The following is a 24,903-nucleotide window of genomic DNA, read 5'->3' as shown; positions in this document are numbered from 1 at the left end:
GAAGCGGATCTGCGGCAACGCCTACCTGTCCATCTCGTACAACAACCTGCCGCGGCAGATCAAGACGTCCGACATGTCCACCGACCCCGGTGGCGTGTGCAAGTGGGGCGCGAGCCGTCCCACCGTGGACACCCCGCCCAAGCTGCGGGCCATCGCGAGCGACCCCGACCACGGCAACGGCCAGACCGACAAGGTGAAGGTCGAGTTCAAGGTCGAGTGGGGCGGCACCACGCCCGGTTCCTACACGTACATCACCAAGGACGCGCTCTCCCCGACGGCCAACACCAAGTTCGAGCACACCGTCAAGTCGAGCATTCCGCAGAACACCGTCATCTACTGGAGCGCCCGCGCCAACGACGGCGACGGCAACGGGCCGTGGAGCTCGGACGGCGACCCGGCCCAGCGCTGCGAGTTCGTCTACGACGCGACGTGGCCGGGCAAGCCGCTCGTGATGTCCAAGCAGTACCCCTCGGACACCGTCTACCACGACGGCGTGGGCACCTACGGCAGCTTCACCTTCTCGCCCAACCCGAACGACAAGATCGCGGACACCGACGTCGTCAAGTACCAGTATTCCTTCGACGGCGCCGCGCTGACGCCCCTCACCCCGACCACCGGCGGCGGCTCCGTCACCGCGCAGTGGGTGCCCACCAGGGCCGGACGGCACGTGCTCGAGGTGATCGCCCTCGACAAGGCGGCGCACGCCTCCAGCAACTCCTACGACTTCCTGGTGGCCGAGGGCCGGCCGGTCGTCGGCCAGTGGAACCTCGCCGACGAGGCCGGCGGCGAGGCGCACGACGAGAGCGGCGAGTACTCGGCGACCGCGGGCAGCGCCGTCACCTTCGGCGTGGACGGCCCCGGCGGCCGGGCCGACAAGGCCGCCCGCTTCGACGGCAGCGCCGAGTCCTACCTCGACGCCGACGAGACCGTGCTCGACTCCGCCAAGTCCTTCAGCGTCAGCGCCTGGGTCCGGCCCACCGCGCTGGACAAGGACATGGCGGCGATCAGCCAGGACGGCACGGGCGAGCCCGGCTTCACCCTCGGCTACGACGCGTCCGCGCAGACCTGGAAGTTCTCCGTCCCGGTCAACGACGTCGACTCGCTCGGCGAGTGGAAGGCCGTATCCACCGGTCTGTCGGTGGTCAAGGACCAGTGGGTGCTGCTGACCGGCGTGTACGACGCGCAGAAGACCGGCGGCCCGCTGCTCCAGCTGTACGTCAACAAGGACCTGAAGGCCTCCGCGGGCCGCCGCTCCACCTGGAAGTCGTACGGCCCGCTGCAGATCGGCCGCGCCACGGCCAAGAGCGGCTACCGCGACCACTTCACCGGTGACCTCGCCGAGGTGCGCGTCTTCGACCGCGTCCTCCTGCCGGCCGAGGTCGCCGAGCTGCTGACCGTCAAGCCGGCCCGGAAGGGCTACTGGCAGCTCGACGACGCCGCGGGCGGCGCGGCCGCCGAGACCGGCGGCGGCCAGGCGCTCACGCTGGCCGGCAACGCGTCCATCTACCGCCCCGCCGACCCGCTGTTCGACACGGCGGCCCTCGTCGGCGACGGCAACCTGGTCCTGGACGGTGACGGGGACTACGCGTCCACCGCCACCGCCCCGGTCACCGGCAACAGCAGCTTCACCGTGACCGCCCGGGCCCAGCTCACCTCGCTGGACCCGGAGAAGTCGCAGACGGTGCTGTCCCTGCCGGGCGCCAACGCCAACCGCGTCCAGGTCCGCTACCAGGCGACCACCGGCCAGTGGGAGCTGGCCGTCGCCAAGTCGGACGTGGCCGCCCCCGCGGTCGTCACCTTCACCGACGACCAGGAACTGCCCGACACCGGCGGCTCCGGCCAGCACCTGGCGGTCGTGTACGACGCCTTCGCCAACTCGCTGCGCCTGTACGTGGAGGGCCAGCTCGTCGCGGGCGCCTACGGCACGGACGACACCCTGTGGTCCGCCACCGGCGGTCTCCAGGTGGGCCGTTCGCTGCGCGGGGCGAGCGAGTACTTCGCCGGGGCGATCGACGAGGTCCGTGTCTACAGCGGAGCCGCCGACCCGGTCACGGTCCAGCAGATGGCGGCGCTGACGGCCGTCCCCGAGCTGTGACAGACCGTCGGTTCTGAGGTGTGCCGGGTCCTTCCGAGGCCCGGCACACCTGTCCCGTCACCTTCTTTCCCCCTTCTTTCACGACGTCTCCTTCACGACGTCCTCCTCCGATCAGGAAGTTGCCGAATGTTCTTCCGTGGCCGCTCACTGAGCCGCCGCATGCCCAGACCGGCGCTCGCCGCGACAGTGCTCGGGCTCACGCTCGCGCTGTCCGCGTCGTCGGTGCAGGCATTGGCGCTCGACGACGGCGACCGGGGCCGCACCAGCCGCCCCGGCGTCCAGGACGACGGGGATCCCGCCAGGGGCTCCGCCGCGAAAGCGAAGTCCCGCCCCTCCGACCCCGCGCGCAAGGCCGCGGTCAAGGGCCTCGACAAGGCCGTGTGGCCCCACCAGGGCGGCGCCGAGGTGAAGCTCGGGGCCACCGCCGAGGCGGGCGGCCTGCCCGTCAAGGTCGGCAGGGCGCAGGCGAAGGCCACGGCGTCACAGGCCGCCGGCAAGGTGCGCGTCGACGTCCTCGACCCCCGGCGCGCCGCGAAACTCGGCGCCGGTGTGCTCCTGGGCGTCGCGCGCGCCGACGGGGCCGACCGCTCCGCGAAGGTCCGTCTCACCGTCGACTACTCCGAGTTCGCCGAGGGCTTCGGCGGCTCCTACGCCTCCCGGCTGCAACTGGTCCAGCTCCCGGCCTGCGCCACGACCGCCACCCCCGGCAGCAAGGCCTGCCCCGAGCTGCCCAGGGCGCTGCCCACGGTGAACGACGCGAAGGCGGGCACCGTCTCCGCCGACGTCACCGCCGCGCCGGCCGCCGCCGAGGGCGTCTCCACGATGGCGGGCACCGCGACCTCCCTGGTCGCCGTCGCCGCGGGCCCCTCCGGCGCCCAGGGCACGTACAAGGCGACCGCCCTCTCGCCGTCGGCGAGCTGGAGCGTCGCCACCTCCTCCGGCGCGTTCAACTGGAACTACCCGCTGAACACGGTGCCGACCCCGGGCGGCCTGACCCCCACCGTGGGTCTCGGCTACTCCTCCCAGTCGGCGGACGGCCGCACCTCGGCGACGAACAACCAGGGCTCCTGGGTGGGCGAGGGCTTCTCCTACGACCCCGGCTACATCGAGCGCCGTTACAAGCCCTGCTCCGACGACGGCCACTCCGGCTCCGGCGAGCAGTGCTGGGCGTTCGAGAACGCCACGATCATGCTCAACGGCTCCTCCGGCGAGCTGGTCAAGGACGACGCCACCGGCAAGTGGCACATGTCGTCCGACGACGGCTCCAAGGTCGAGCGGCTGACGGGCGCGGTCAACGGCGACGACGGCAGTGCCGACGACAGGGGCGAGCACTGGAAGGTCACGACCTCCGACGGCACCGAGTACTTCTTCGGGCTGAACCGCCTCCCCGGCTGGGCGACCGGCAACGAGGAGACCAACTCGGTCTGGACCGCCCCGGTCTTCGGCGACGACTCCGGTGAGCCCTGCTACAACGCCACGTTCACCAGCGCCTCCTGCCAGCAGGCGTGGCGCTGGAGCCTGGACCACGTCCGGGACACGCACGGCAACGTGATGTCGTACTTCTACGACCGCGAGACCAACTACTACGCCCTCAACGGCAAGACGGACGTCAACGGCACCGCCTACCACCGCGGCGGCTGGCTCAAGCGCATCGACTACGGCCAGCGCGACGGCAGTGTCTACGCCGCCAAGGCCCCGGCCCGGGTCGTCTTCAACACCGCCGAACGCTGCCTGACGACCTCCGACTTCGACTGCGCCGAGAGCAAGCGCACCAAGGCGAACGCCTCGCACTGGCCGGACGTCCCGGTCGACCAGGAGTGCAAGTCCGCCACCAAGTGCACGTCACCGGTCCAGACGTTCTTCACGACGAAGCGTCTGACGTCGGTCGTGACGCAGATGCGCAAGGACGCCACGAACTACCAGGACGTGGACGCCTGGCTCCTCACGCACCTGTTCACGGACAACGGCGACGACTCCAAGACGCTGTGGCTGTCGAAGATCGAGCACGAGGGCCGCGTCGGCACCGCCGTGAAGCTGCCCTCCGTCGACCTCTTCGGCGAGCAGCTCGCCAACCGCGTCGACGCCGTCGGCGACAACATCGCCCCGTTCTACCGCTTCCGACTCTCCATGGTCCTCAGCGAGACCGGCGCTCAGCTCGACGTCACCTACGCGCCGGCCGACTGCACCAAGGCCACGCTGCCCAGGCCCGGCGAGTCGAAGAAGCGCTGCTACCCGGTCAAGTGGGCCCCGCCGGGCTATGTCGACCCGATCACGGACTGGTTCCACAAGTACGTGGTGTCGGCGGTCATCGAGACCGACCGCACCGGCGGCAGCGACTCCATGGTCACCCGCTACGACTACCAGGGCGACGCGGCCTGGCGGAAGGCCGAGCCGGACGGCATCACCGACGACAAGTACCTCACCTGGGGCGGCTGGCAGGGCTACGGCAAGGTCAAGGTCACCAGCGGCACCGCCGACCAGCAGAAGACCCGGGTCGACTACACGTTCCTCCAGGGCATGAACGGCGACAAGGACGCCGACGGCGCCACGCGCTCGGTGTCGGTCAAGGACTCCACGGGAGCGTCGTACGACGACGACAAGGAGTTCACCGGCCAGGAGCTGGAGGTGGCCACCTACGACGGCCCCAAGCTCGTCGCGAAGACCATCAACGTTCCCTGGAAGTACAACACCGCAACGCAGAAGCGTAGTTGGGGTACCTCCAACGCGGTGATCGTGCGCACCCAGACCGGTCGCGGCTTCAGCCTGAAGTCGGACGGCACCTGGAGCGAGACGAAGTCCACGACGACGTTCGACACGGCGAACGGCACCGGCCGCACGCTGACCGTCGACGACCAGGGCGACGTCTCCACTGCCAAGGACGACACCTGCACCCGCACCACCTACGCGGACAACGCGACGAAGAACATCCTGTCGTTGCCGGCCCGCAGCGAGGTCGTGTCCGTCAAGTGCGCCACGACCCCGGACCGCAAGACCCAGGTCCTGGGCGACGAACGCACCTCGTACGACGGCGGCGCGTTCGGCGCGGCGCCCACCAAGGGTGACGCCACCAGGACGGAGCGGCTGACGGCGCACGACGGCACCACGGCGACCTACCAGGTCACCGGCGCGACGACCTACGACGTCTACGGCCGTCCGAAGTCCCAGCAGGACGCCAAGCAGTACGGCACGGCGGACCAGACGAAGACCGTCTACGTCGAGACCAACGGCCTGCTGACCAGGACGACCGTCACCAACGCCCTCGGCCACAACACCATCACCGACTACGCCCCCGCCTGGGGCATGTCGGCAGGACAGACCGACCCCAACGGCAAGCGGACGGACCTCGCCTACGACGCGCTGGGCCGGCTGACCTCGGTGTGGCTGGCGGACCGGGCCTCGACCCAGACGCCGAGCATCAAGTACTCGTACAACGTCCGCAAGGACAAGGTCACCGCGATCAAGACGGAGAAGATCGAGAACGACGGCTCGTACGGCGCCGAGTACCAGCTGTACGACAGCATGCTGCGTTCCCGTCAGATCCAGACCGAGGGTCCCGACGGCACCCGCATGGTCGCCGACACCTGGTACGACGGCACCGGCAACATCAAGAAGACCAACTCCACGTACAACGCCGAGGGCGCCGCCTCGGACGAACTCCTGCTGGTGAGCAACAGCCAGGTCGGCGCGCAGAGCCTGCTGGAGTACGACGGGCTGGGCCGCGCCACCGCCCAGATCTCCGCGGTCTCGGGCGCCGAGCAGTGGCGCACGACGACCTCGTACGACGGCGAGCTCACGAACGTCGACCCGCCGGTCGGCGGCGTGCCCACGACGACGATCACCGACAACCAGGGCAACCTCTCCGAGATCCGCCACTACCGCGGAGCCTCGCCGGGCGCCGGCGTCCCGTACGACTCGACCAAGTACACCTACAACACGGCCGGCCTGCTGGAGACGGTCACCGACGCCAAGAGCAACGTGTGGCGCTACGAGTACGACCAGCTCGGCCGCAAGACCAAGTCCGTCGACCCGGACGCGGGCACCTCCCGCACGGAGTACGACGAACTCGACCGGCCGGTCGTGGCGTACGACGGCCGCAACAAGAAGACCTCCACGTCCTACGACAAGCTCGGCCGCGTGACGACGACCTGGCTCGGAGACCCCGACACGGGGACCAAGCTTACGGAGACCAAGTACGACAAGGCGGGCTGGCTCGGACAGGCCTACGGGACGCTCAGCTACGTCTCGCCCACTGACTACTTCGCTTCGGCGGTGCAGTCGATGGACGAGTTCTACCGTCCTTTGAAGACCGCCTATCAGGTGCCCACGTCCCAGGGCTCCCTGGCCGGCACCTACGTCTACACGTCGACGTACAACCGGGACGGCACGCTTCAGACGTCCGGCCTGCCCGCCATCGGCGACCTGCCGGCGGAGGTGCTGACCTACACGTACGACGCGTTGCAGCGTCCCAAGACGATGAAGGGCACCACCGACTCCTACGTCACCGACACCGTCTACAACAGGAACAGCCAGCTTCAGCAGCTGGAGCTGTTCACGGGCGGCAGCGGCAAGAAGGTCTGGCAGACCTACGGCTACGAGACCGGCACCGACCGGCTGACCCGGTCGGTGGTCGACGTCTACGGCGCGACCGCCCCGGCCAAGGACTCCACCTACTCCTACGACCAGGCCGGCAACGTCCTGTCCATCGCGGACACCGCGAACTCCGCCACGCCGGACGTGCAGTGCTTCGCCTACGACAGCCGGCAACGGCTCCAGGACGCCTGGACGCCCTCGGCCACCGCGGCGACCGCGGCCGGCTCCGGCAGCCGCGGCTCCACGACGCCGGTCAACGGCACGGGTCCCACGGCGTGCGACTCCGCCGCCGGTTCCACCTCGCTCGGCGGTCCGGCCCCGTACTGGAAGTCGTACGAGACCGACGCCATCGGCAACCGTGTCTCCGAGGTCAACCACGACACCGGTCTGAACGCGGCGAACAACATCACCCGCAGCTACGAGTACGGCGGCGCCGGCGCCCTCGGCGACGGCCCGCACCAGGTCACCAAGGTCACCGAGACCCTCCCGACCGGCACGAGGCAGTCCTCGTACGAGTACGACGACGCGGGCAACACCACCAAGCGCACCATCGGCGGCAACGCCCAGGCCCTCGCCTGGGACGACACCGGTGCGCTCACCAAGGTCACCGAGGCGAGCGGCGCGGAGACCGGATTCCTGTACGACGCGTACGGAAACCGTGTGCAGCGCAAGGACCCGTCCGGTACGACCGTCTATCTGCCCGGCACCGAGCTGGAGTTGTCGGCCGACGGCACCAAGAAGGAGGCCACCCGCTACTACGACTACGCCGGTGAGACCGTCGCAGTTCGGACCGCCTCGAACGTGTCCTTCGTCGGCGCCGACCACCACGGCACCGGTGAAGTCGCCATCGACGCGACCACCGGCGCGATCTCGCAGCGCCGCTTCGACCCGTTCGGTGTCGACCGTGGCACGAAGACCGGGACCTGGCCGGGGGAGAAGGGCTTTGTCGGCGGCACGATCGATGCCTCTACCGGCCTGACCCACCTGGGGGCGCGGGAGTACGACTCGGCGATCGGCAAGTTCATCTCGGTGGACCCGGTCATCGACTACACCCAGCCGCAGCAGATCAACGGCTACGCCTACGCCAACAACTCCCCGGTCACGCACGCCGACCCCAGCGGCATGATCGTCCCGGAGTGCCGTGAGGGCCTGATCGAGTGCCGCGGCGGAATACCGGTCACCAATGCGGACCCGGAAGTCTCCAAGGCGCAGTCCGACGTCAGCAAGGCATCCAGTGACGTTGCGGTGGCGCAGCAGCAGCAGGCGTCCGCCCGGCAGCGCATCAAGTCCGCGGGCAAGGCCCTGATCAAGATCGCCCGGGACATCCTGGGCGTGGACGCGGCCCTGGACTGCATCTCCAGCGGCGACGTCGGCGCCTGCGGCGAGACGCTGCTCAACATCGCCGGAAGCTTCGCGGGCGGCCTGGCGGGCAAGATCCTCGCCAAGTACGGGGCGCCCTGGAAGTGGGCCAAGGGCATCAAGCTCGCCAAGCGGGTCACCGGCCTGGTCAAGGACATGATCGGCGGGGTCAAGGGCCTGTGGAACGCCAACAAGGCGGTGGGCCGGGCCAAGCTGGGCCTGTCCAAGGCGGCGGAGAAACTGGCCGAGGTCAGAAAGAAGGCCGCGGCGGCCCGTAAGAAGAAGGGGGCCGAAGACGACATCGGCGGCTCCTGCCCCTTCGAAGGCAAGCACAGCTTCCTGCCCGGCACCAAGGTGTTGCTCGCCAACGGCAAGACCAAGGCGATCGAGAAGGTGAAGCTCGGCGACAAGATCATCGTCACGGACCCCAAGACGGGGAAGACAGCGGTACGCCAGGTTGTCGGCACGATCGTCACCGAGGACGACAAGCACTTCGTCGACCTGACGGTGAAGGCCGGGTCCGGCAAGGCCGAGGCGCTGGTCTCCACCACGACCCATCCCTTCTGGTCGGAGTCCGAGAAGGAATGGGTCGAGGCCGGCGACCTCGAACCGGGCATGCGGCTGCACACGGCGGACGGCGACTCGGTCGACGTCACGGCCGTCCGGCCCTTCGACCGACGCCAGCGCACGCACGACCTCACCGTCGAGGACATCCACACCTACTACGTGTTCGCGGGGGACTCGCCGCTCCTGGTGCACAACTGTGGCGAGCGGATCTACGAGGCGGGAGGAAAGCACGGCAGCGAAGCCCGAGGAAGCTCCCGCGGCGAGAACAGCGCCGAACCCAACAACGGGCAGGATGCGCTCGACAACTCCGTGCAGATCAAGGAGACGTCGCCACGACGGGTAGGCATCGACCGGACCACCGGCGATAGCGTGGTTCTCGACCGCACCCGGGAGGTTCCCTGCGGATGCACGGTCGAAGGCGGCACCAACGAGATCTTCCACGGACACGTGCGGACGGACATCAATACCGATCCGAGCATGGCCAAGGCGAAGAGCGCACTACGCCGGGGGATCAAGAGCAAAGAGGTCAAAACTGAGTAGACACGATGCCCAAGGACGGTCTGCGCCGGACGGGTCGGCCGGGCCGGACGTCTCCGCGTGGCGCGCGGCCCTCACGGCCGACGTCGGCGGATCCGACGTCGGCCGGGCCACCCGGGCGCTCCTCGCCCTCACGTACGACGATCCGGACCGGCAAACGGTCGAGGCGCTCCTCCTGGAGTGCCTCGGCCCCGCCGGCCGGGCGGTCGACCCGCAGGTGACGGCGCTGGCGGTGACCTGCGTGGGCCACATCGCCCGGCTGCACGGAGCGATCGACGCCCGGCTGGTGACCCGGGTGCGGGACCTGTTGCAGGACCCCGTACTGGGCGGCCGGGCCGAAGACGCGCTGGACGACATCGCGTCCTTCGCTCCGGGAGCACTGAAGCAACGCGACGACGCCGACTGACCGGATCGAACACGGACCGGGGCCCGGTTTGACCCCTCAAGCCGGGCCCCGTAGCCTTGACCATCGGCGTGTCGAGTGGCGCGCCACATCTCCGTAAACCCTCTTCCTCCCGGGTACCGGTACCTAGGTGGCCGGGAGAGGCCGTCCGTGTTCGTTCCCGGGTGGCTGGACTGCGGGGATGCCGTCCCAGAGCGAGAGAGTGAGATCCGCGTGTACGCCATCGTGCGCAGCGGTGGTCGCCAGCACAAGGTTGCTGTCGGCGACATCGTTGAGGTTGACAAGATTTCCACTGCCAAGGTTGGCGACACGGTCGAGCTCTCGACCCTGCTCGTTGTCGACGGCGACGCTGTGACCAGCGACCCGTGGGTCCTGGCCGGCATCAAGGTCCAGGCCGAGGTCGTGGACCACCACAAGGGCGTCAAGATCGACATCCTTCGCTACAAGAACAAGACCGGCTACCGCCGTCGTCAGGGCCACCGCCAGCAGTACACGGCGATCAAGGTCACTGAGATCCCCGCGGCTGCGAAGTAAGGGACTGAGGAGACATGGCACACAAGAAGGGCGCATCGTCCACCCGGAACGGTCGCGACTCCAATGCCCAGCGGCTCGGCGTGAAGCGCTTCGGCGGTCAGGTCGTCAGCGCGGGTGAGATCCTGGTCCGCCAGCGCGGCACGCACTTCCACCCCGGCGCGGGCGTCGGCCGTGGCGGCGACGACACGCTGTTCGCGCTGAACGCCGGCGCGGTGGAGTTCGGTACCCACCGTGGCCGCAAGGTCGTGAACATCGTTCCGGTCGCCTGATCGGAAGCTTTCGCGAGGCGGACCTCACTTCCCGTGCGGGAAGGCGGGTCCGCCTTTCGCGTGTTACGCAGTAGACAGATACGTACGTTCCGTTTTGTAGCCAGTGCTGGAGGCACCCAGATGACCACCTTCGTGGACCGCGTCGAACTGCATGTCGGCGCGGGTAACGGAGGCCACGGCTGTGCCTCCGTCCACCGTGAGAAGTTCAAGCCGCTCGGCGGCCCCGACGGGGGCAACGGCGGCCGTGGCGGCGATGTGATCCTGGTCGTCGACCAGTCGGTCACCACGCTGCTCGACTACCACCACAAGCCCCACCGCAGCGCCACCAACGGCAAGCCCGGCGAGGGCGGCAACCGGTCCGGCAAGGACGGCCAGGACCTGATCCTGCCGGTCCCGGACGGCACGGTCGTCCAGGACAAGGCCGGCAACGTGCTGGCCGACCTGGTCGGCCACGGCACCTCGTACGTCGCGGCCCAGGGCGGCCGCGGCGGCCTCGGCAACGCGGCGCTGGCCTCGGCCCGCCGCAAGGCGCCCGGTTTCGCGCTGCTCGGCGAGCCCGGCGACCTCCAGGACATCGTCCTGGAGCTGAAGACGGTCGCGGACGTGGCCCTGGTCGGCTACCCGAGCGCCGGCAAGTCCTCGCTGATCTCGGTCCTGTCCGCCGCCAAGCCGAAGATCGCGGACTACCCGTTCACGACCCTGGTCCCGAACCTGGGCGTGGTGACGGCCGGCTCCACGGTCTACACCATCGCCGACGTGCCGGGCCTGATCCCGGGCGCCAGCCAGGGCAAGGGGCTGGGCCTGGAGTTCCTGCGCCACGTCGAGCGGTGCAGCGTCCTGGTGCACGTGCTGGACACCGCGACCCTGGAGTCCGAGCGCGACCCGCTCTCCGACCTCGACATCATCGAGGAGGAGCTCAAGCAGTACGGCGGCCTCGGCAACCGGCCGCGACTCGTGGTGCTCAACAAGATCGACGTGCCGGACGGCAAGGACCTCGCCGAGATGGTCCGCCCGGACCTGGAGGCGCGCGGCTACCGCGTCTTCGAGGTGTCCGCGGTCGCCCACACGGGTCTGAGGGAACTGTCCTTCGCGATCGCCGAGATGGTGGCCGCGGCGCGCGCGGCCAAGCCGAAGGAGGAGGCGACCCGGGTCGTCATCCGTCCGAAGGCGGTCGACGACACCGGCTTCACCGTCTCGCTGGAGGAGGACGGCCTGTTCCGCGTCCGGGGCGAGAAGCCCGAACGCTGGGTGCGCCAGACCGACTTCAACAACGACGAGGCCGTCGGCTACCTCGCCGACCGGCTCAACCGCCTCGGCGTGGAGGACGCGCTGATGAAGGCGGGCGCCCGCGGCGGCGACGGCGTCGCCATCGGCCCCGAGGACAACGCGGTCGTCTTCGACTGGGAGCCGTCGGTCACGGCCGGCGCCGAGATGCTCGGCCGCCGGGGTGAGGACCACCGCTTCGAGGCCCCGCGTCCGGCGACCCAGCGCCGCCGGGACAAGCAGGCCGAACGCGACGAGGCGGCCCAGGAGTTCGAGGGCTTCGAGCCCTTCTGATCCCCGCCCCGCCCGATCGCTTTCGGGCACCCCTGAGCACGTGAACACCGTCGAGGCAGGCGCCCCACTCCGGGCGCCTGCCTCGGCCGTTTCGCCGGCGTCCCGCCCCGCCCGCCGCGCCTCCTGTCGATGACTCCCGCCTCGCCTCCTGTCGATCACGCCCGCGCCCGTCGGCGCCCGCCGGGTCTCATCCGCCTCCCACGCTCCCCTCAGGGAGCCTTCAGGAACCCCGTCCGGCGTTCGTCGCGAGCGCCGCCGAACGGGTGGTGATTTCCCGGCGGTTCGCGCCCCGCACGGCAGACCGTTCTCCCGCGGCCGGCGGCGCCGAAATGCCGAGAAATACCGGCGGGGAATTCCCCGATATCGACTTCCGCCGACTTCCGTCAGGACCGCTCAATTCACGGCCGGCCCGCCGCCGGGCGTCCCGTATATGAAGGACGGGTGCAGCACCGTCGGCCGGGACGTGAAGATCCGGAACCGGGGCCGGACGGCCGCCGCGCCGGGAGCCCACGAGGAGGCTTGTGCGGGGCATGCTCGCGGCCGCCCCGGACGGCCGCGGCGATGACACCCCTCCGGGACCGTTAGAGTCACACCCGTCACCCCCGGCCACGGCAATGCGTTACTTCTGTGGAGTAACTCACAGGATTTCCCAAGGGCATCCGCGGGAAGCCGCGCCGATGCCTCGACAATCGTCAGCGTCGCAAGGTGAATGCCAGGTTGCCAGCACATTTGCAGCGAACGGCGCTCACCTTGCATCGCGGTAACCGCAAGTGGGACCATTTCCCCGTCCCTGACGCCCCAAGGTAGGTCCCCTGTGTCCCAGCACATAGCCAAGCCCCGTACCACCGCAGTGATCCTGGCCGGTGGCACCGGCCAGCGCGTGGGTCTGTCGATCCCCAAGCAGTTGCTGAAGATCGCCGGCAAGGCAGTCATCGAGCACACGCTGACCACCTTCGAGAAGGCGGACTCGGTCGACGAGATCATCGTGCTGATGGCGCCCGGCTATGTCCCCGACGTCGAGAAGATCGTCGCCAAGGCCGGTTTCAAGAAGGTCCGGGCGATCATCGAGGGCGGCTCCACGCGGAACGAGACCACCGAGCGCGCCATCGCCGCGCTGGGCGAGGGACTGGCCGACGGCGAGGACCTCAACGTCCTCTTCCACGACGCCGTGCGCCCCCTGCTCTCGCGGCGGGTCATCGACGACTGCGTCACCGCCCTGGAGCGCTACCAGGCCGTGGACGTGGCCATCCCGTCCGCGGACACCATCATCGTCACGCGCACGCACGGCGAGGACGGCGAGTTCATCACCGAGATCCCGGACCGCTCCCGGCTGCGCCGCGGCCAGACGCCCCAGGCGTTCAAGCTGTCCACCATCCGGCGGGCCTACGAGGTGGCGGCGGGCGACCCCAACTTCCAGGCCACCGACGACTGCACGGTCGTCCTGCGCTACCTGCCGGACGTGCCGATCCACGTCGTCGCGGGCGACGAGTACAACATGAAGGTGACGCAGCCCGTCGACGTCTTCATCGCCGACAAGCTGTTCCAGCTGGCCTCCTCCGCCACCCCCGAGCAGGTCGGCGAGGAGGTCTACCGCGAGCTGCTCACCGGCAGGACCGTGGTCGTCTTCGGCGGTTCGTACGGCATCGGCAAGGACATCGCCGAACTCGCGGAGTCCTACGGCGCCCGGGTCTACGCCCTGGGCCGCTCCACGACGGGCACGCACGTGGAGAACCCGGAGGAGGTCGACGACGCCCTGTCCAAGGCCTACAGCGAGACCGGGCGCATCGACTACGTCGTCAACACCGCCGGAGTGCTGCGCATCGGCAAACTGGCCGAGACCGACAACGCGACCATCGAGGAAGCGCTGAAGGTCAACTACCTGGCGCCCGTGCAGATCGCACGTTCGGCGTACAAGTACCTGGCGGAGACCAAGGGGCAATTGCTGCTCTACACCTCCAGCAGCTACACCCGCGGCCGCGCCGAGTACAGCCTGTACTCCTCGACCAAGGCCGCCATGGTGAATCTCACCCAGGCCCTGTCCGACGAGTGGGCCGGCGACGGCATCCGGGTGAACTGCGTCAACCCCGAACGCACCGCGACCCCCATGCGGACCAAGGCCTTCGGGCAGGAGCCGACGGGCAGCCTGCTGTCCTCCGAAGCCGTCGCCCGCACCTCCCTCGACGTGCTGCTTTCCGAGCTCACGGGCCATGTGATCGACGTCCGTCAGCAGGACCCGACGGCCGCCGCCGGCAAGGCCTCCGACTTCGAGCAGGCCCTGGCCGCGGTGCTCGATCGACAGGACGGCGTGGCATAATCGTCGCCAAATAGCCATCGAATTTTCAGGCCTCTGTGGCTCCCGGTTTACGGAGAATTCACAGAGGCCTGAATCCGTAAAACTCCCGAAACCTTCAAAAAGGATTTTCCGGACTTTCAGGTACCTATGACCGGCCCCCTCCCAGAGCAGGTTTCTCCGTGATATCCACCGCTATTCGCGTAGCCCGGGTGGGCAGCGCGGCCGAACTGGCCGCAGCGGTCCTCATGATGCTGGGCTACCCCGGCCTCATGGCGACCGCGCTCGTCCCGAGCGCTCCCGCCTTCGCCGTCGCGGCCGCCGTGACCTACCTGGCGGACCTCTATCTCCACCGCAAGCGCAGTCGCCTCATCGGGCTGCTGTCGAAGGTGCGAGCCGGTGCGTCCACCCGGTTCCTGGTCCGCGAGCTGCTGCTGATCCTGCTGCTGGCGAGACTCGACCTCTCTCGGGAGCCGGTCTTCTACGCCGCGATCGCGTGCTTCACGGTGTTCTTCGGCCTTCAGGCGCCGCACGGCGCGCTGGTCACCCTGATCGGCAAGCGCCGCCAGATGCCGGTCGCGACGAGGAACGTCGACCTGGCCTCCCGGCTGCGCATCCCGGACGCCCCGCCGCGTCTGCTGCTCAACCGCGCCACCGTCAAGATGCTCCACCTCGACCTCGCGGCCGTCGTGGGCCTGCTGCTCGTCGCCATGAGCGACTCGGTGCGCCCGGGCTTCGTCGGCATCGCCGTCACCCTCGGCCTCGGCGCGCTGTACGTCCTCGCCCTGGTGCCGCACCTGCGGGCCAGGCGGCTCCCGCCGAGGGCGCCCAAGGTGCTGGCCACCGTCAGCGCCTGGCTGCGCGAGTACCGCCCCGAGGTGGTCCTGTACTTCTCCGGCTCCGACGACTCCGCCTACCAGGTCAACATGTGGCTGGAGACCATGGAGCGGATGGAGGCCCGGCCGCTGGTGATCCTGCGTGAGCGCGCCATCCTGGAGAAGATGGCGCCCACGTCGGTCCCGGTCGTCTGCGTGCCCGGGGGGGTGCACCTGATGAACCTGGACCTGTCCATGGTGCGGGTCGCGCTGTACTGCGCGAACGTCGGCAAGAACATCCACCTGCTGCGCGTGCCGACCATGAAGCACGTCTTCATCGGCCACGGCGACAGCGACAAGGTCGCCAGCGTCAACCCGTTCAGCAAGGTCTACGACGAGGTGTGGGTCGCCGGGCGCGCGGGCCGCGACCGCTACGCCATCGCCGACGTCGGCATCCGCGACGAGGACATCGTGGAGGTCGGCCGCCCGCAGCTGGCGTCCATCAGGCCGGGCGACGGCGTGCCCGCGGACCGCCTCCCCACGGTCCTGTACGCGCCCACCTGGGAGGGCTGGGACGACAACCCGGGCAACACCTCGCTGCTGCTGGCCGGCGAGAACATCGTCAAAAAGCTGGTCGCGGCCGAGCCCCCGGTCCGCGTCCTGTACAAGCCGCACCCGTTCACCGGCACCCGCAGCGCCAAGGCCGGCGCCGCGCACCGGCGGATCGTCGCCCTGGTCAAGAAGGCCGCCGCCCAGCGTGCGAGCGACCCGCGCTTCACCGCGGACCCGGCCGCCCAGGCGAAGGCCAAGGCCGAGCTGACCCGGCTCAAGACCCGCCTGGACAGCCTCTCGCTCGCCTTCGACGAGCGGGCCGACGAGGCCGTGACCAGCCGTGACGGCATCGTCGACGTCCGCAAGCACCAGGAGGCCGCCCGGTTGCGCGCCGAGTGGAACGAGACCTACTGGCGCTCCTTCCCCTCGTACGAGCACCGGGTGATCACCGGCGCCTCCCCGCTTCTGTACGACTGCTTCAACGCGTCCGAGGCGATGGTCTCCGACATCTCCAGCGTGGTCTCCGACTTCATCGCGAGCGGCAAGCCGTACGCGGTCACGGACTCCGCGGAGCTGGGCGAGGAGGAGTTCAGGCGGCAGAACACCGCGGTGCGCGCCGCGGTGATCCTCGGCAACGACGCCGCCGAGCTGGACCGGCTCCTGGACGCCGTGCGCGACCCGGCCGGCGACCCCCTGGCCAAGGACCGCCTGGCGCTCAAGGAGTACCTGCTCGGGCCCGACGAGCCCACCTCCCGTGAACGGTTCGACACCGCCGTCACCGACCTCGCGCTGAAGGCCGAGGCGCGCAACGTGGGCCAGACGTCCCTTCTGGTCCCGCCGGACGACATGCCGGACGGCGAGACGGACGCCGAGACGGACGCCGAGACCGCACGCGCCAAGGACGTCACCACCGCCTGACGGCGCGCAGCCCGACGACGCGCCGTACGGCGGCGCACCGCCGTGGGCCGGGGCCCCGGAGAGAGAACTCTCCGGGGCCCCGGCCTTGGTGCATGCTGTGATGTGTAACACGTGCGGCAACCCAGGCAACCCGTCCTGTTCGCCTGCCGTCTATCGGGTGTCCAAAGCATTCTTGTGCCGGGAAAAGCGATCTGGTGCCGGGAAACCGTTGCGTGCCGAGCGCGATGAGAGGGAACAGTGACCGTTGCGCAGCCTGACGTCACGGTGGTCATCGGGGCGTACGAAGCGATGCCGTACCTGGTGGAGTGCCTGGCATCGGTCGAGGCGCAGACCCTGGACCCGGCCCGCATCGAGGTCATAGCCGTCGACGACGGGTCCCGGGACGGCACCGGCGACTGCCTGGAGGAGTTCGCCGCCCGCGTTCCCATGGACGTCACGGTGATCCGCCAGGACAACTCGGGCGGCCCCAGCGGCCCGCGCAACGTCGGCCTGTCCAAGGCCACCGGCCGCTACGTCTTCTTCCTCGACGCCGACGACCGGCTCGGCGCCGAGGCGCTGGAGCGCATGGTCGCCATGGCCGACCGCAACGGCACGGACGTCGTCCTCGGCCGGGTCGAGGGCGTCAACCGCAAGGCGCCGGGGTCGATGTGGGGCGAGACGCTCGACCGCACGGACGTCTACTCGTCCAACATCAAGTTCACCCTCAGCGCGCAGAAGCTGTTCCGCCGGGAGTTCCTGGAGCGCCACGGCATGCGCTTCGACGAGTCGCTGTGGACCGGCGAGGACGCGCTGTTCACGATGGAGGCGTATCTGCGGGCCGACGGCGTCTCCGTGGTCGCCGACTACACGTGCTACTACCTGGTGGGCCGCTCCGACGGCAAGCATGTGACCAAGAGCGGCAGCTACACGCTGCGCTTCGACTCCGCGCGCGCCCTGATGGGCCTGCTCGAGCGGCTCGTCCCGCCCGGCCCCAAGCGTGACGTGCTCATGGTCCGCCCGTTCCTGGTCACCGTGCTGCCGCAGTTCGGGCCCGTCTTCCTCAGGAACGACGAGGGGATCCGGAGCACCAAGCTGGAGCTGGCCAAGCCGCTGATGGACGCCTACTGGAACGAGGGCGTCGCCCAGCGACTCCTGGTCCACGAGCGGCTGCGCCTGGAGCTGGTGGCCCGCGGCCGTGCCGACCTGCTCGTGGACGTCCTGCGGTTCATCCAGGCCAAGAGCAAGCCTGAGCCCGTCCTGAAGAAGCGCGGCACGCAGCTCTACCTGGCCTACCCGCACTACGGGTCCGCCGAGGCCGGCGTCCCCGACCGGGTCTACCTGGCCGAGCCCCGCGAGGCCAAGGCGTACCCCGGATGGCGCAAGAACCCCACCGAGACCTTCCTGCGCGGCTTCGTCCGCAAGGTCCGGCGCAGGGTGCGCCGCATGCGCCGCACCGCCCGTCCGGGCGGCACGGCCGCCGCCTGAGGAACCGGCGGGCGGCGGCCGTGCCCCGGGCGTCCTACTTGGCGGGCTTCAGGGCGCGGCGCAGCGGGCCGCCCACGGCCCGCCTGGCACGGCGGTAGATCGAGGGCGCGGGAACGCCCGCGACGACCTTCGCGCCGGACCGGCTCCGGGCCAGGTCGCGCTTCAACTGGGCGTTGTGGGAGTCCAGTTCCGCGATGCGCTGCTGGAGCCAGCCGAACCGGCTGGTCAGCGAGGCCATGTCGGCGTCGTTCCAGGGGCGCACGCCCGGCGGGAAGGACAGTGAGCGCAGCCGCTTGTCGAAGGCGGCTCCGCCGTCGCCGTGGGTGAAGGTGTTCTGGAGCCCGTTCCTGTCGAGGAACGCCGTGAACCGGTCGAAGCGGCCCTTGTGGTTGCCGGTGAGGGCGCTGAAGTCGGACTCCTCGTACAGCGCCGCCGGGTCGAGGTCCGCGGGCGCCTCGTCGAGCAGGCGGTGCGGGATCTCGAAGTAGCGGCACAGCTCCAGCGTGCGGGAGTCGAAGGCCAGGACGGTGGCGGGCGTCCCGGCCAGGAGCGCCGCGATGTTGCCGTGGATGCGCGAGCCGAACGAGAAGTCGAACTCCCGCAGGTCGTCGATCCAGGTCGACGGGTCCACGTACACCCGGACCTTGTCCTCCCGGTACATCGGGTGGTCCGGATGCGTCGGCATCTGCGTCATGCGGCCGGCGGGCGAGTCCACGTCCCGCCAGTGCAGCTGTCGCGCGTCGGTGAGGTTCTGGCCGATGTAGCGCAGGTTCGGGTAGCGCGCGTGGGCGTGGGCGATGATCCGGTGCAGGCCGCCGCCGCGCACCGCGGTGTGCGAGCCGTTGACGGCGATCCGGGAGTCGGCCGTCAGCGCCGGCGTCCTCTTCTCCACCGGGAGCCGGTCGCCGTACAGGAACATCGAGGGGCAGCCGATGACCTCGACGTCCCGGAAGCCCATGTCGTTGAGGTACTTCTCGGTGAACTCGCCCCGCACGCCGATGGAGGCGCTGTGGTCGAGCACGGCCGCGCAGAACGCCCGCACGCTGGGCTCCATGGCCTTCAGCCGCTCCGGCATCTGGCCCAGGGGGGCCTGCGCGCCGACCCCCAGCACCACGACCGGGATCCGCAGCTTCGCGATGAGCCGGGTCAGTCGCTGCAGCGACGGCTCGAAGGTCGGCCGGAACGCGTTGGCGAGGGGCACGACGAAGGCGTCGTACTCCTCGTTGATCCGGGCCGCCGCGCCCACGTCGGTCCGCATGCCGTTCGAGACGACCTCGGTGTCCGGCGCCTGAAGGATCTTGTGGGCGGCGTCGCTGAAGATCAGGTTGCCCGCGTTGGTGGCGATCACGTCGCGGTGGAGGGCCTCCTCCACGGGAACGACGTCGAAGGGGCTCTTCCCCGATCGGAGGAGTATGCGCTTCACGGGTCGAACTCTAGGTCACGCAAACTTCAAAATAAATTTGTCTTCTCTTCAAATCTTCTAGGGAACCGACACCTTCTCTTTGCCGTACGCAAAGCGTGAGCGAACGGTTACGCGAGCGCGCCCGTCCGGGCAGTGAAACCCCTGCGCGGCCCGCGCCCCCGTTCGCGTAGATTGCCGGAAAGGCAGCCGTGAGCCGTGGGACGGTCGCGGCCGATGCGAGGAGCGCAGAACAAGGTGGCAGGGGCAAGGCAGGCCGTGGGCGAAGCCCGCAGGATCGTCGTCAAGGTCGGCTCCTCGTCGCTGACCACCGCCTCCGGCGGACTGGACGCCGACCGGGTCGACGCGCTCGTCGACGTCCTCGCCAAGAGCCGCAGCGGAGGGGAGAAGGAGGTCGTCCTCGTCTCCTCCGGCGCGATCGCCGCCGGACTCGCCCCGCTGGGCCTGCGCCGCCGACCCAAGGACCTCGCCCGCCAGCAGGCCGCCGCAAGCGTCGGCCAGGGACTGCTGGTGGCCCGCTACACCGCCTCCTTCGCCCGGTACGGCGTCCGCGTCGGGCAGGTGCTGCTGACCAGCGACGACATGAGCCGGCGCGCCCACCACCGCAACGCCTCGCGCACCCTCGACAAGCTGCTCGCGATGGGCGCGTTCCCGGTCGTCAACGAGAACGACACCGTCGCCACCGACGAGATCCGCTTCGGCGACAACGACCGGCTCGCCGCCCTCGTCGCCCACCTCGTCCACGCCGACCTGCTGGTCCTGCTGTCCGACGTCGACGGCGTCTACGACGGCGACCCCAGCCGGCCGGGCACCGCACGGATCGCCGAGGTCCGGACCCCGCGGGACCTCGCGCACGTCGACATCGGCAGCGCCGGCAAGGCGGGCGTCGGAACCGGCGGCATGGTCACCAAGGTCGAGGCCGCCCGGATCGCCGCGGCCGCCGGCATCCCGGTGGTCCTCACCAGCGCCGTCCACGCGGCCGAGGCCTTCGCGGGCGGGGACACGGGCACCTTCTTCCACGCCACCGGCAAGCGCTCGGCCGACCGGCTGCTGTGGTTGCAGCACGCGTCCACCCCCCAGGGGTCGCTGACGCTGGACGACGGCGCAGTGCGCGCGGTCGTCGAACGGCGCACCTCGCTGCTGCCGGCCGGGATCGCCTCCGTGGAGGGCGAGTTCAGCGCGGGCGACCCCGTGGAACTGCGCGACGCCCGGGGGCGCGCGGTGGCCCGCGGGCTCGTGAACTTCGACGCCAAGGAGATCCCCCAGCTGATCGGGCGGTCCACCCGGGAGCTGGCCCGCGAGCTCGGCGCTCAGTACGAACGCGAGGTCGTCCACCGGGACGACCTGGTGATCCTGCACCCGTAAAAGCGCTCGAACGGACCGTACCGGTGGGGGACGTTCCGTGAAACCGCCCCACGGAGCCGTGCGGCCTGCTCAACTTTGTCTCAGGGACGGACCGTCGGTCCGCCCCTGGGAACAGGCCGCAGGAGTCCGGTGGGCGAGCGCGGCACCCGATCCGCACGAGCGCTGCGTGAAGGAGGCCGTCGTGAGACGAGTGCGCCCTGGGGTGGCAGCGGCCCGTGGGAGTACCGGCGGGGCCGGCGGGACGGCGTCGCGCACGGCGGGTGCGCCGGCGCGCGCGCCCGGCGAGGAGCGCGCCCTGACCAGCGTGGCCGCCGGTGAGACGTACCGGGCCCGGGAGGTCGCCGAGTCGAAGGCCGGGCAGCCCGTGGACGTTCCCCGGCTGTGGCACGTGACCCTCAGCGTCTCCGGCGAGCAGGCCCCGCTGAAGGAGGTCCGGCGCGCTCTCGAACAGCTCGCCCACGATCATCCCTTCCTCCTGACCAGCAGATACGCGGGCGATCACGCCGAGATCCGGTACTGGGAAGAGGCCCGCGACCTGCATGACGCGGCCGCCGTCGCCCTGCGCCTGTGGGGCGAGCACCGCCAGACCGCCGGGCTGCCGCCCTGGGAGATCGTCGGCCTGGAAGTCATCGACCGCCAGACCTACCACCAGCGCATCGCCGAGGGCTACGGCCCCGCCCCGGCGACCCCGGTCGGCGTCCACCCCTACTGAGGCCCGTCGCCCTCCGCCGGCCCTACGCCCGCGCACGTGTCCGAGCGCCTCGGGGCGCCCCGGGATGCCCAAGGGATGACCAGGGGATGCTTCGGGGCACCCGACGCGGCCTGACGATGTCCGGGGCGCCCGGGGGACCCGGGGGCACCCGGGGGCGGCGGGGGCGCCCCCAGGGTTTCCCGGAGCGTCTCGGGGTGTGGAACGAGCCGGGAACGCGCCGGTGCGGCGCACTACCCTTCCCTTATGACCACGCTCTCGCCGTACGACTCCATGTCCCCGGTCACCCGCGCCGCCTACCGCGCCAAGGCGGCCGCCGCCGACCTCGCGCCGCTGCCGCGTGCCGTGAAGGACGACGCGCTGCTCGCCATCGCGGACGCGCTGGAGGTCCGCACGAGCGAAATCGTCGAGGCCAACGCCAAGGACATCGCCAAGGCCCGGGAGGCCGGCACCAGCGAGGCCATCGTCGACCGGCTGACCCTGACCCCGGAGCGGGTGCGGGCCATCGCCTCGGACGTGCGGGACGTCGTCGCCCTGCCCGACCCCGTCGGCGAGGTCGTCCGGGGCTCCACCCTCCCCAACGGCATCGACCTGCGCCAGGTCCGCGTCCCGCTCGGCGTCGTCGGCATCATCTACGAGGCCCGGCCGAACGTCACCGTCGACGCCGCCGCCCTCTGCCTGAAGTCGGGCAACGCGGTGCTGCTGCGCGGCTCCTCCTCCGCCTACGAGTCGAACACCGCCCTCGTCAGGGTGCTCCGTGACGCCGTCGGCGGCGCCGGGCTGCCCGCCGACGCCGTGCAGCTGGTTCCCGGCGAGGGCCGCGAGAGCGTCGGCGAGCTGATGCGCGCCCGCGGACTCGTCGACGTCCTCATCCCGCGCGGCGGCGCCTCGCTCATCCGGACCGTGGTCACCCAGTCCACCGTCCCGGTCATCGAGACCGGCACCGGCAACTGCCACGTCTACGTCGACGCCCACGCCGACCTCGACATGGCGATCGACATCCTGATCAACTCCAAGGCGCACCGGGTCAGCGTCTGCAACGCCGCCGAGACCCTGCTGGTCCACCAGGACATCGCCCCCGCGTTCCTGCCGCGTGCCCTCGACGCCCTCGCCGAGGCCGGCGTGACGGTCCACGCCGACGAGCGGGTGATGGCGTACGCCGAGGACTCCAAGGCCACCGTCGTGGAGGCCACCCCGGAGGACTGGGAGACCGAGTACCTCTCCTACGACATCGCCGCCGCCGTCGTCGACTCGCTGGACCGGGCCGTCGAGCACATCCGGCTGTGGACCTCCGGTCACACCGAGGCGATCGTCACCACCTCGCAGCAGGCGGCCCGCCGGTTCACCCAATTGGTGGATTCCACCACCGTGGCCGTGAACGCCTCCACCCGCTTCACCGACGGCGGCCAGTTCGGCTTCGGCGCGGAGATCGGCATCTCCACCCAGAAGCTGCACGCCCGGGGCCCGATGGGCCTGCCGGAACTGACCAGCACCAAGTACATCGTCACCGGCGACGGGCACGTGCGGCGCTGACCGGGGGCGCCGCGTACGCGCCGCGGCGACCGGCCGGACCCGGTCGCCGGCGCCCGTGACAGCCGTCTCATCCGGCGGACGAATTTCCCTACCGCCTGCCCAAATTGACCCCCCAGGTCTACTCTGGAATCGTGCCGGAGGACGTGGGGGGTATGCCGTTCCCTGACGGCTGGGAGCCCGACGACGATCACGACCGCGGAGTGTCGGACGAAGAGTTCGCCTCCGTGGTCTTCGACGAGGCCTTCGTACAGGCGGCCGTGGTGCACGAGCCGACCGCCGTCGAACGCCTCCTGGCCGCCGCCGAGGCGAGAGCCCGGGCCTCCGAGGCCGAGGCCCGCAGAGCCCGCGCCCGCGGCGACCGCTACGACGACCCCTACGGGACCGGCGGTTTCGGCCACGACCCCGACCTCGACGACGCGGACGACGCCGACCTCCCCGAAGCCTGGGAGCGCGGCTACGGCACTCCCGGCGCATACGGCAAGCAGATCCGCTGGCATCGCGCGGTGGCCTGGATGCTCGCCGTCGTGATGGGCATCGGCATGGTCGCGCTGGCCTTCGCCGCGGTCTACCGGGGCGGCTCGTCGAGCAGCCGGGACCAGGCGCCGCCGCCCGCCACGACCGGTCTCGAACAGGGGAGCGTGCCGCCCCCGTCCGCATCCGCCGACTCCTTCCGGCCACCCGTCTCCGCGGCCCCGCGCACTCCCTGAACGCCTGTGCGGCGCAGGGCTGTGCGAGGACGCTGCGGGCAAGGGTGAAGCTGGTGAGTACCTGTCAGAAGTTGCGGTATGGCGGGGCGTTTACCCGAGCTCCGCGCGACCTACTCTGAAAGTATGGCCGGGCCTGGAGACCCACCGGAGGGGACACCCGACGGCACTTCCGGAGGCGCAGAGGACGAGTACCGATCCGTCGTCTTCGACGAATCGTTCATCCGCGCTGCCCGGATCCAGGAGTACTCCGCCCAGGAGCGTCTGAGCGACCACGCGCCCGCCGTCCGCCGGCGCCCGCCCCTGCGCCGGGGGCTGTCCCGGCAGGCGCTGATCCTCGTCGTGCTGGTCGCCGTCGCCTTCGGCACGGCCGTCTACATGGGTCTGCGCAGCCCCTACCAGAACCAGGCGATGCGCCGCGCCGTCGAGCCCCTGCGGATGACCGTCATCCCGCTCTCGCCCCAGGGCGTCGTGCCCGGGGCGGCCACCCCCGAGGCGCTGTTCGCCCACAGTCCCGCCGCACAGTTCCGCATCGGCGCCGAAGGCATCCCGCTGCCCGCCTCCCGGCGGACCGCCCACTTCTCCGAGAGCCAGGTGGTCACCGCCCTCACCACGGCCAAGGACTACCTCGTGCACTCCTCCCTCTCCCCGGAGGTGCTCACCGGGCAGCAGGTGCGGCCCGTGCGCGCCCTGGTGGACGCCGACCAGCTCGACCAGTTCGACGAGAGCTTCAGCGGCCCGGCCGCCGACGGCCGGCACGCGCCGACCGGCTGGCTGATCCGCTTCGACCCGGCCCGGGTGGAGCTGGCCGACACGAGGATCCGCGTCCAGGGCACCCTGGAGGCCGCCGAGACCGACTCCGCGACCCTCGAGGTGACCGCCGACCACACCTTCGTGTACGCCCTGCGCCCCACGGGCGCGCGGGCGGGCGCCGCGGCCTCCCTCTTCACCGTCCGCCGCGAGCTGCACTTCCGCTTCGACCGCGTCGACCTGCGCACCCACCAGGTCCAGCTCAGCGTGTCCTACGTCCAGGCGGGCCCGCTCTCCTGCGCCGAGGACTCCGCCAACCACCTGCGTCCCCTGCTGGCCGGCCAGACCGCGAAGGCGGGCGGCCCGGCCGGCACGGACCCCTACGCGACCGACAACGCGACGGCCCTGTGCGGAGCCCTGGCCACCAGCGCCCAGCCCAGGGTGTGAGCCCCGGGCCCGAGCACTCGGGGTC

Annotated in this window: 15 protein-coding genes; 14 read left to right on the top strand and 1 reads right to left on the bottom strand. The window is 70.4% G+C overall.

Annotation, left to right across the window (positions count from 1 at the left end; translation table 11 throughout):
* From KMS84_RS03090 to KMS84_RS03050, 9 genes are all read left to right on the top strand, one after another.
* The coding region (locus KMS84_RS03090) for a LamG domain-containing protein (RefSeq protein ID WP_256914439.1) at positions 1 to 2,095 on the top strand (2,095 nt) is incomplete at its 5' end.
* Between the two features lie 159 nt (positions 2,096 to 2,254).
* Positions 2,255 to 9,151: a polymorphic toxin-type HINT domain-containing protein gene (locus KMS84_RS03085; RefSeq protein ID WP_256914438.1), complete on the top strand. Its 6,897-nt coding sequence runs from the start codon at positions 2,255 to 2,257 to the stop codon at positions 9,149 to 9,151.
* A 214-nt stretch (positions 9,152 to 9,365) separates the two neighbouring features.
* On the top strand, positions 9,366 to 9,554 hold the full coding sequence (locus KMS84_RS03080) for a hypothetical protein (protein ID WP_256914437.1): 189 nt from the start codon (positions 9,366 to 9,368) through the stop codon (positions 9,552 to 9,554).
* A gap of 210 nt (positions 9,555 to 9,764) precedes the next feature.
* Positions 9,765 to 10,085 carry a 50S ribosomal protein L21 gene (rplU, locus tag KMS84_RS03075; protein ID WP_007381993.1) on the top strand — a complete coding sequence of 107 codons (321 nt, stop codon included), beginning with the start codon at positions 9,765 to 9,767 and terminating at the stop codon, positions 10,083 to 10,085.
* Between the two features lie 14 nt (positions 10,086 to 10,099).
* Complete coding sequence (gene rpmA, locus KMS84_RS03070) at positions 10,100 to 10,354, top strand: 50S ribosomal protein L27 (protein ID WP_015660411.1); 255 nt, start codon at positions 10,100 to 10,102, stop codon at positions 10,352 to 10,354.
* Between the two features lie 120 nt (positions 10,355 to 10,474).
* The gene (gene obgE, locus KMS84_RS03065) at positions 10,475 to 11,911 is read left to right on the top strand and encodes a GTPase ObgE (RefSeq protein ID WP_256914436.1); all 1,437 of its coding nucleotides are present in this window, start codon (positions 10,475 to 10,477) and stop codon (positions 11,909 to 11,911) included.
* 814 nt (positions 11,912 to 12,725) lie between these two features.
* A complete protein-coding gene (locus KMS84_RS03060) occupies positions 12,726 to 14,225 on the top strand; it encodes a D-ribitol-5-phosphate cytidylyltransferase (protein ID WP_256914435.1) in 1,500 nt (499 codons plus the stop codon).
* A 158-nt stretch (positions 14,226 to 14,383) separates the two neighbouring features.
* Positions 14,384 to 16,486: a CDP-glycerol glycerophosphotransferase family protein gene (locus KMS84_RS03055; protein WP_256914434.1), complete on the top strand. Its 2,103-nt coding sequence runs from the start codon at positions 14,384 to 14,386 to the stop codon at positions 16,484 to 16,486.
* Positions 16,487 to 16,723: 237 nt separating this feature from the next.
* Positions 16,724 to 17,950, top strand: coding sequence for a glycosyltransferase family 2 protein (locus KMS84_RS03050; RefSeq protein ID WP_256914433.1), 1,227 nt, complete (start codon positions 16,724 to 16,726; stop codon positions 17,948 to 17,950).
* Positions 17,951 to 17,984: 34 nt separating this feature from the next.
* On the opposite strand, the gene KMS84_RS03045 is transcribed toward KMS84_RS03050, so the two are convergent.
* On the bottom strand, positions 17,985 to 19,373 hold the full coding sequence (locus KMS84_RS03045) for a polysaccharide pyruvyl transferase family protein (RefSeq protein WP_256914432.1): 1,389 nt from the start codon (positions 19,371 to 19,373) through the stop codon (positions 17,985 to 17,987).
* 255 nt (positions 19,374 to 19,628) lie between these two features.
* Between KMS84_RS03045 and proB the strand changes: the two genes are divergently transcribed.
* The 5 genes from proB (at position 19,629) to KMS84_RS03020 (ending at position 24,878) form a co-directional block, all read left to right on the top strand.
* Positions 19,629 to 20,735, top strand: a complete 1,107-nt coding sequence (gene proB / locus KMS84_RS03040) for a glutamate 5-kinase (protein WP_256914442.1) — start codon at positions 19,629 to 19,631, stop codon at positions 20,733 to 20,735.
* A 181-nt stretch (positions 20,736 to 20,916) separates the two neighbouring features.
* Positions 20,917 to 21,447 carry a DUF8830 family protein gene (locus tag KMS84_RS03035; protein WP_256914431.1) on the top strand — a complete coding sequence of 177 codons (531 nt, stop codon included), beginning with the start codon at positions 20,917 to 20,919 and terminating at the stop codon, positions 21,445 to 21,447.
* 243 nt (positions 21,448 to 21,690) lie between these two features.
* Positions 21,691 to 22,977, top strand: a complete 1,287-nt coding sequence (locus tag KMS84_RS03030) for a glutamate-5-semialdehyde dehydrogenase (RefSeq protein WP_256914430.1) — start codon at positions 21,691 to 21,693, stop codon at positions 22,975 to 22,977.
* A 131-nt stretch (positions 22,978 to 23,108) separates the two neighbouring features.
* The gene (locus tag KMS84_RS03025) at positions 23,109 to 23,684 is read left to right on the top strand and encodes an SCO2584 family spore wall biosynthesis protein (RefSeq protein ID WP_256914429.1); all 576 of its coding nucleotides are present in this window, start codon (positions 23,109 to 23,111) and stop codon (positions 23,682 to 23,684) included.
* A gap of 123 nt (positions 23,685 to 23,807) precedes the next feature.
* Positions 23,808 to 24,878 carry an SCO2583 family membrane protein gene (locus KMS84_RS03020; protein ID WP_256914427.1) on the top strand — a complete coding sequence of 357 codons (1,071 nt, stop codon included), beginning with the start codon at positions 23,808 to 23,810 and terminating at the stop codon, positions 24,876 to 24,878.
* Positions 24,879 to 24,903: the final 25 nt, after the last annotated feature.

The sequence above is a fragment of the Streptomyces hilarionis genome (assembly GCF_024539675.1).
In the GTDB taxonomy this organism is placed as follows: Bacteria; Actinomycetota; Actinomycetes; order Streptomycetales; family Streptomycetaceae; genus Streptomyces; species Streptomyces hilarionis.
Note: the sequence above shows the minus strand (reverse complement) of the source record. Positions and strands in the feature narration are given on the sequence as shown.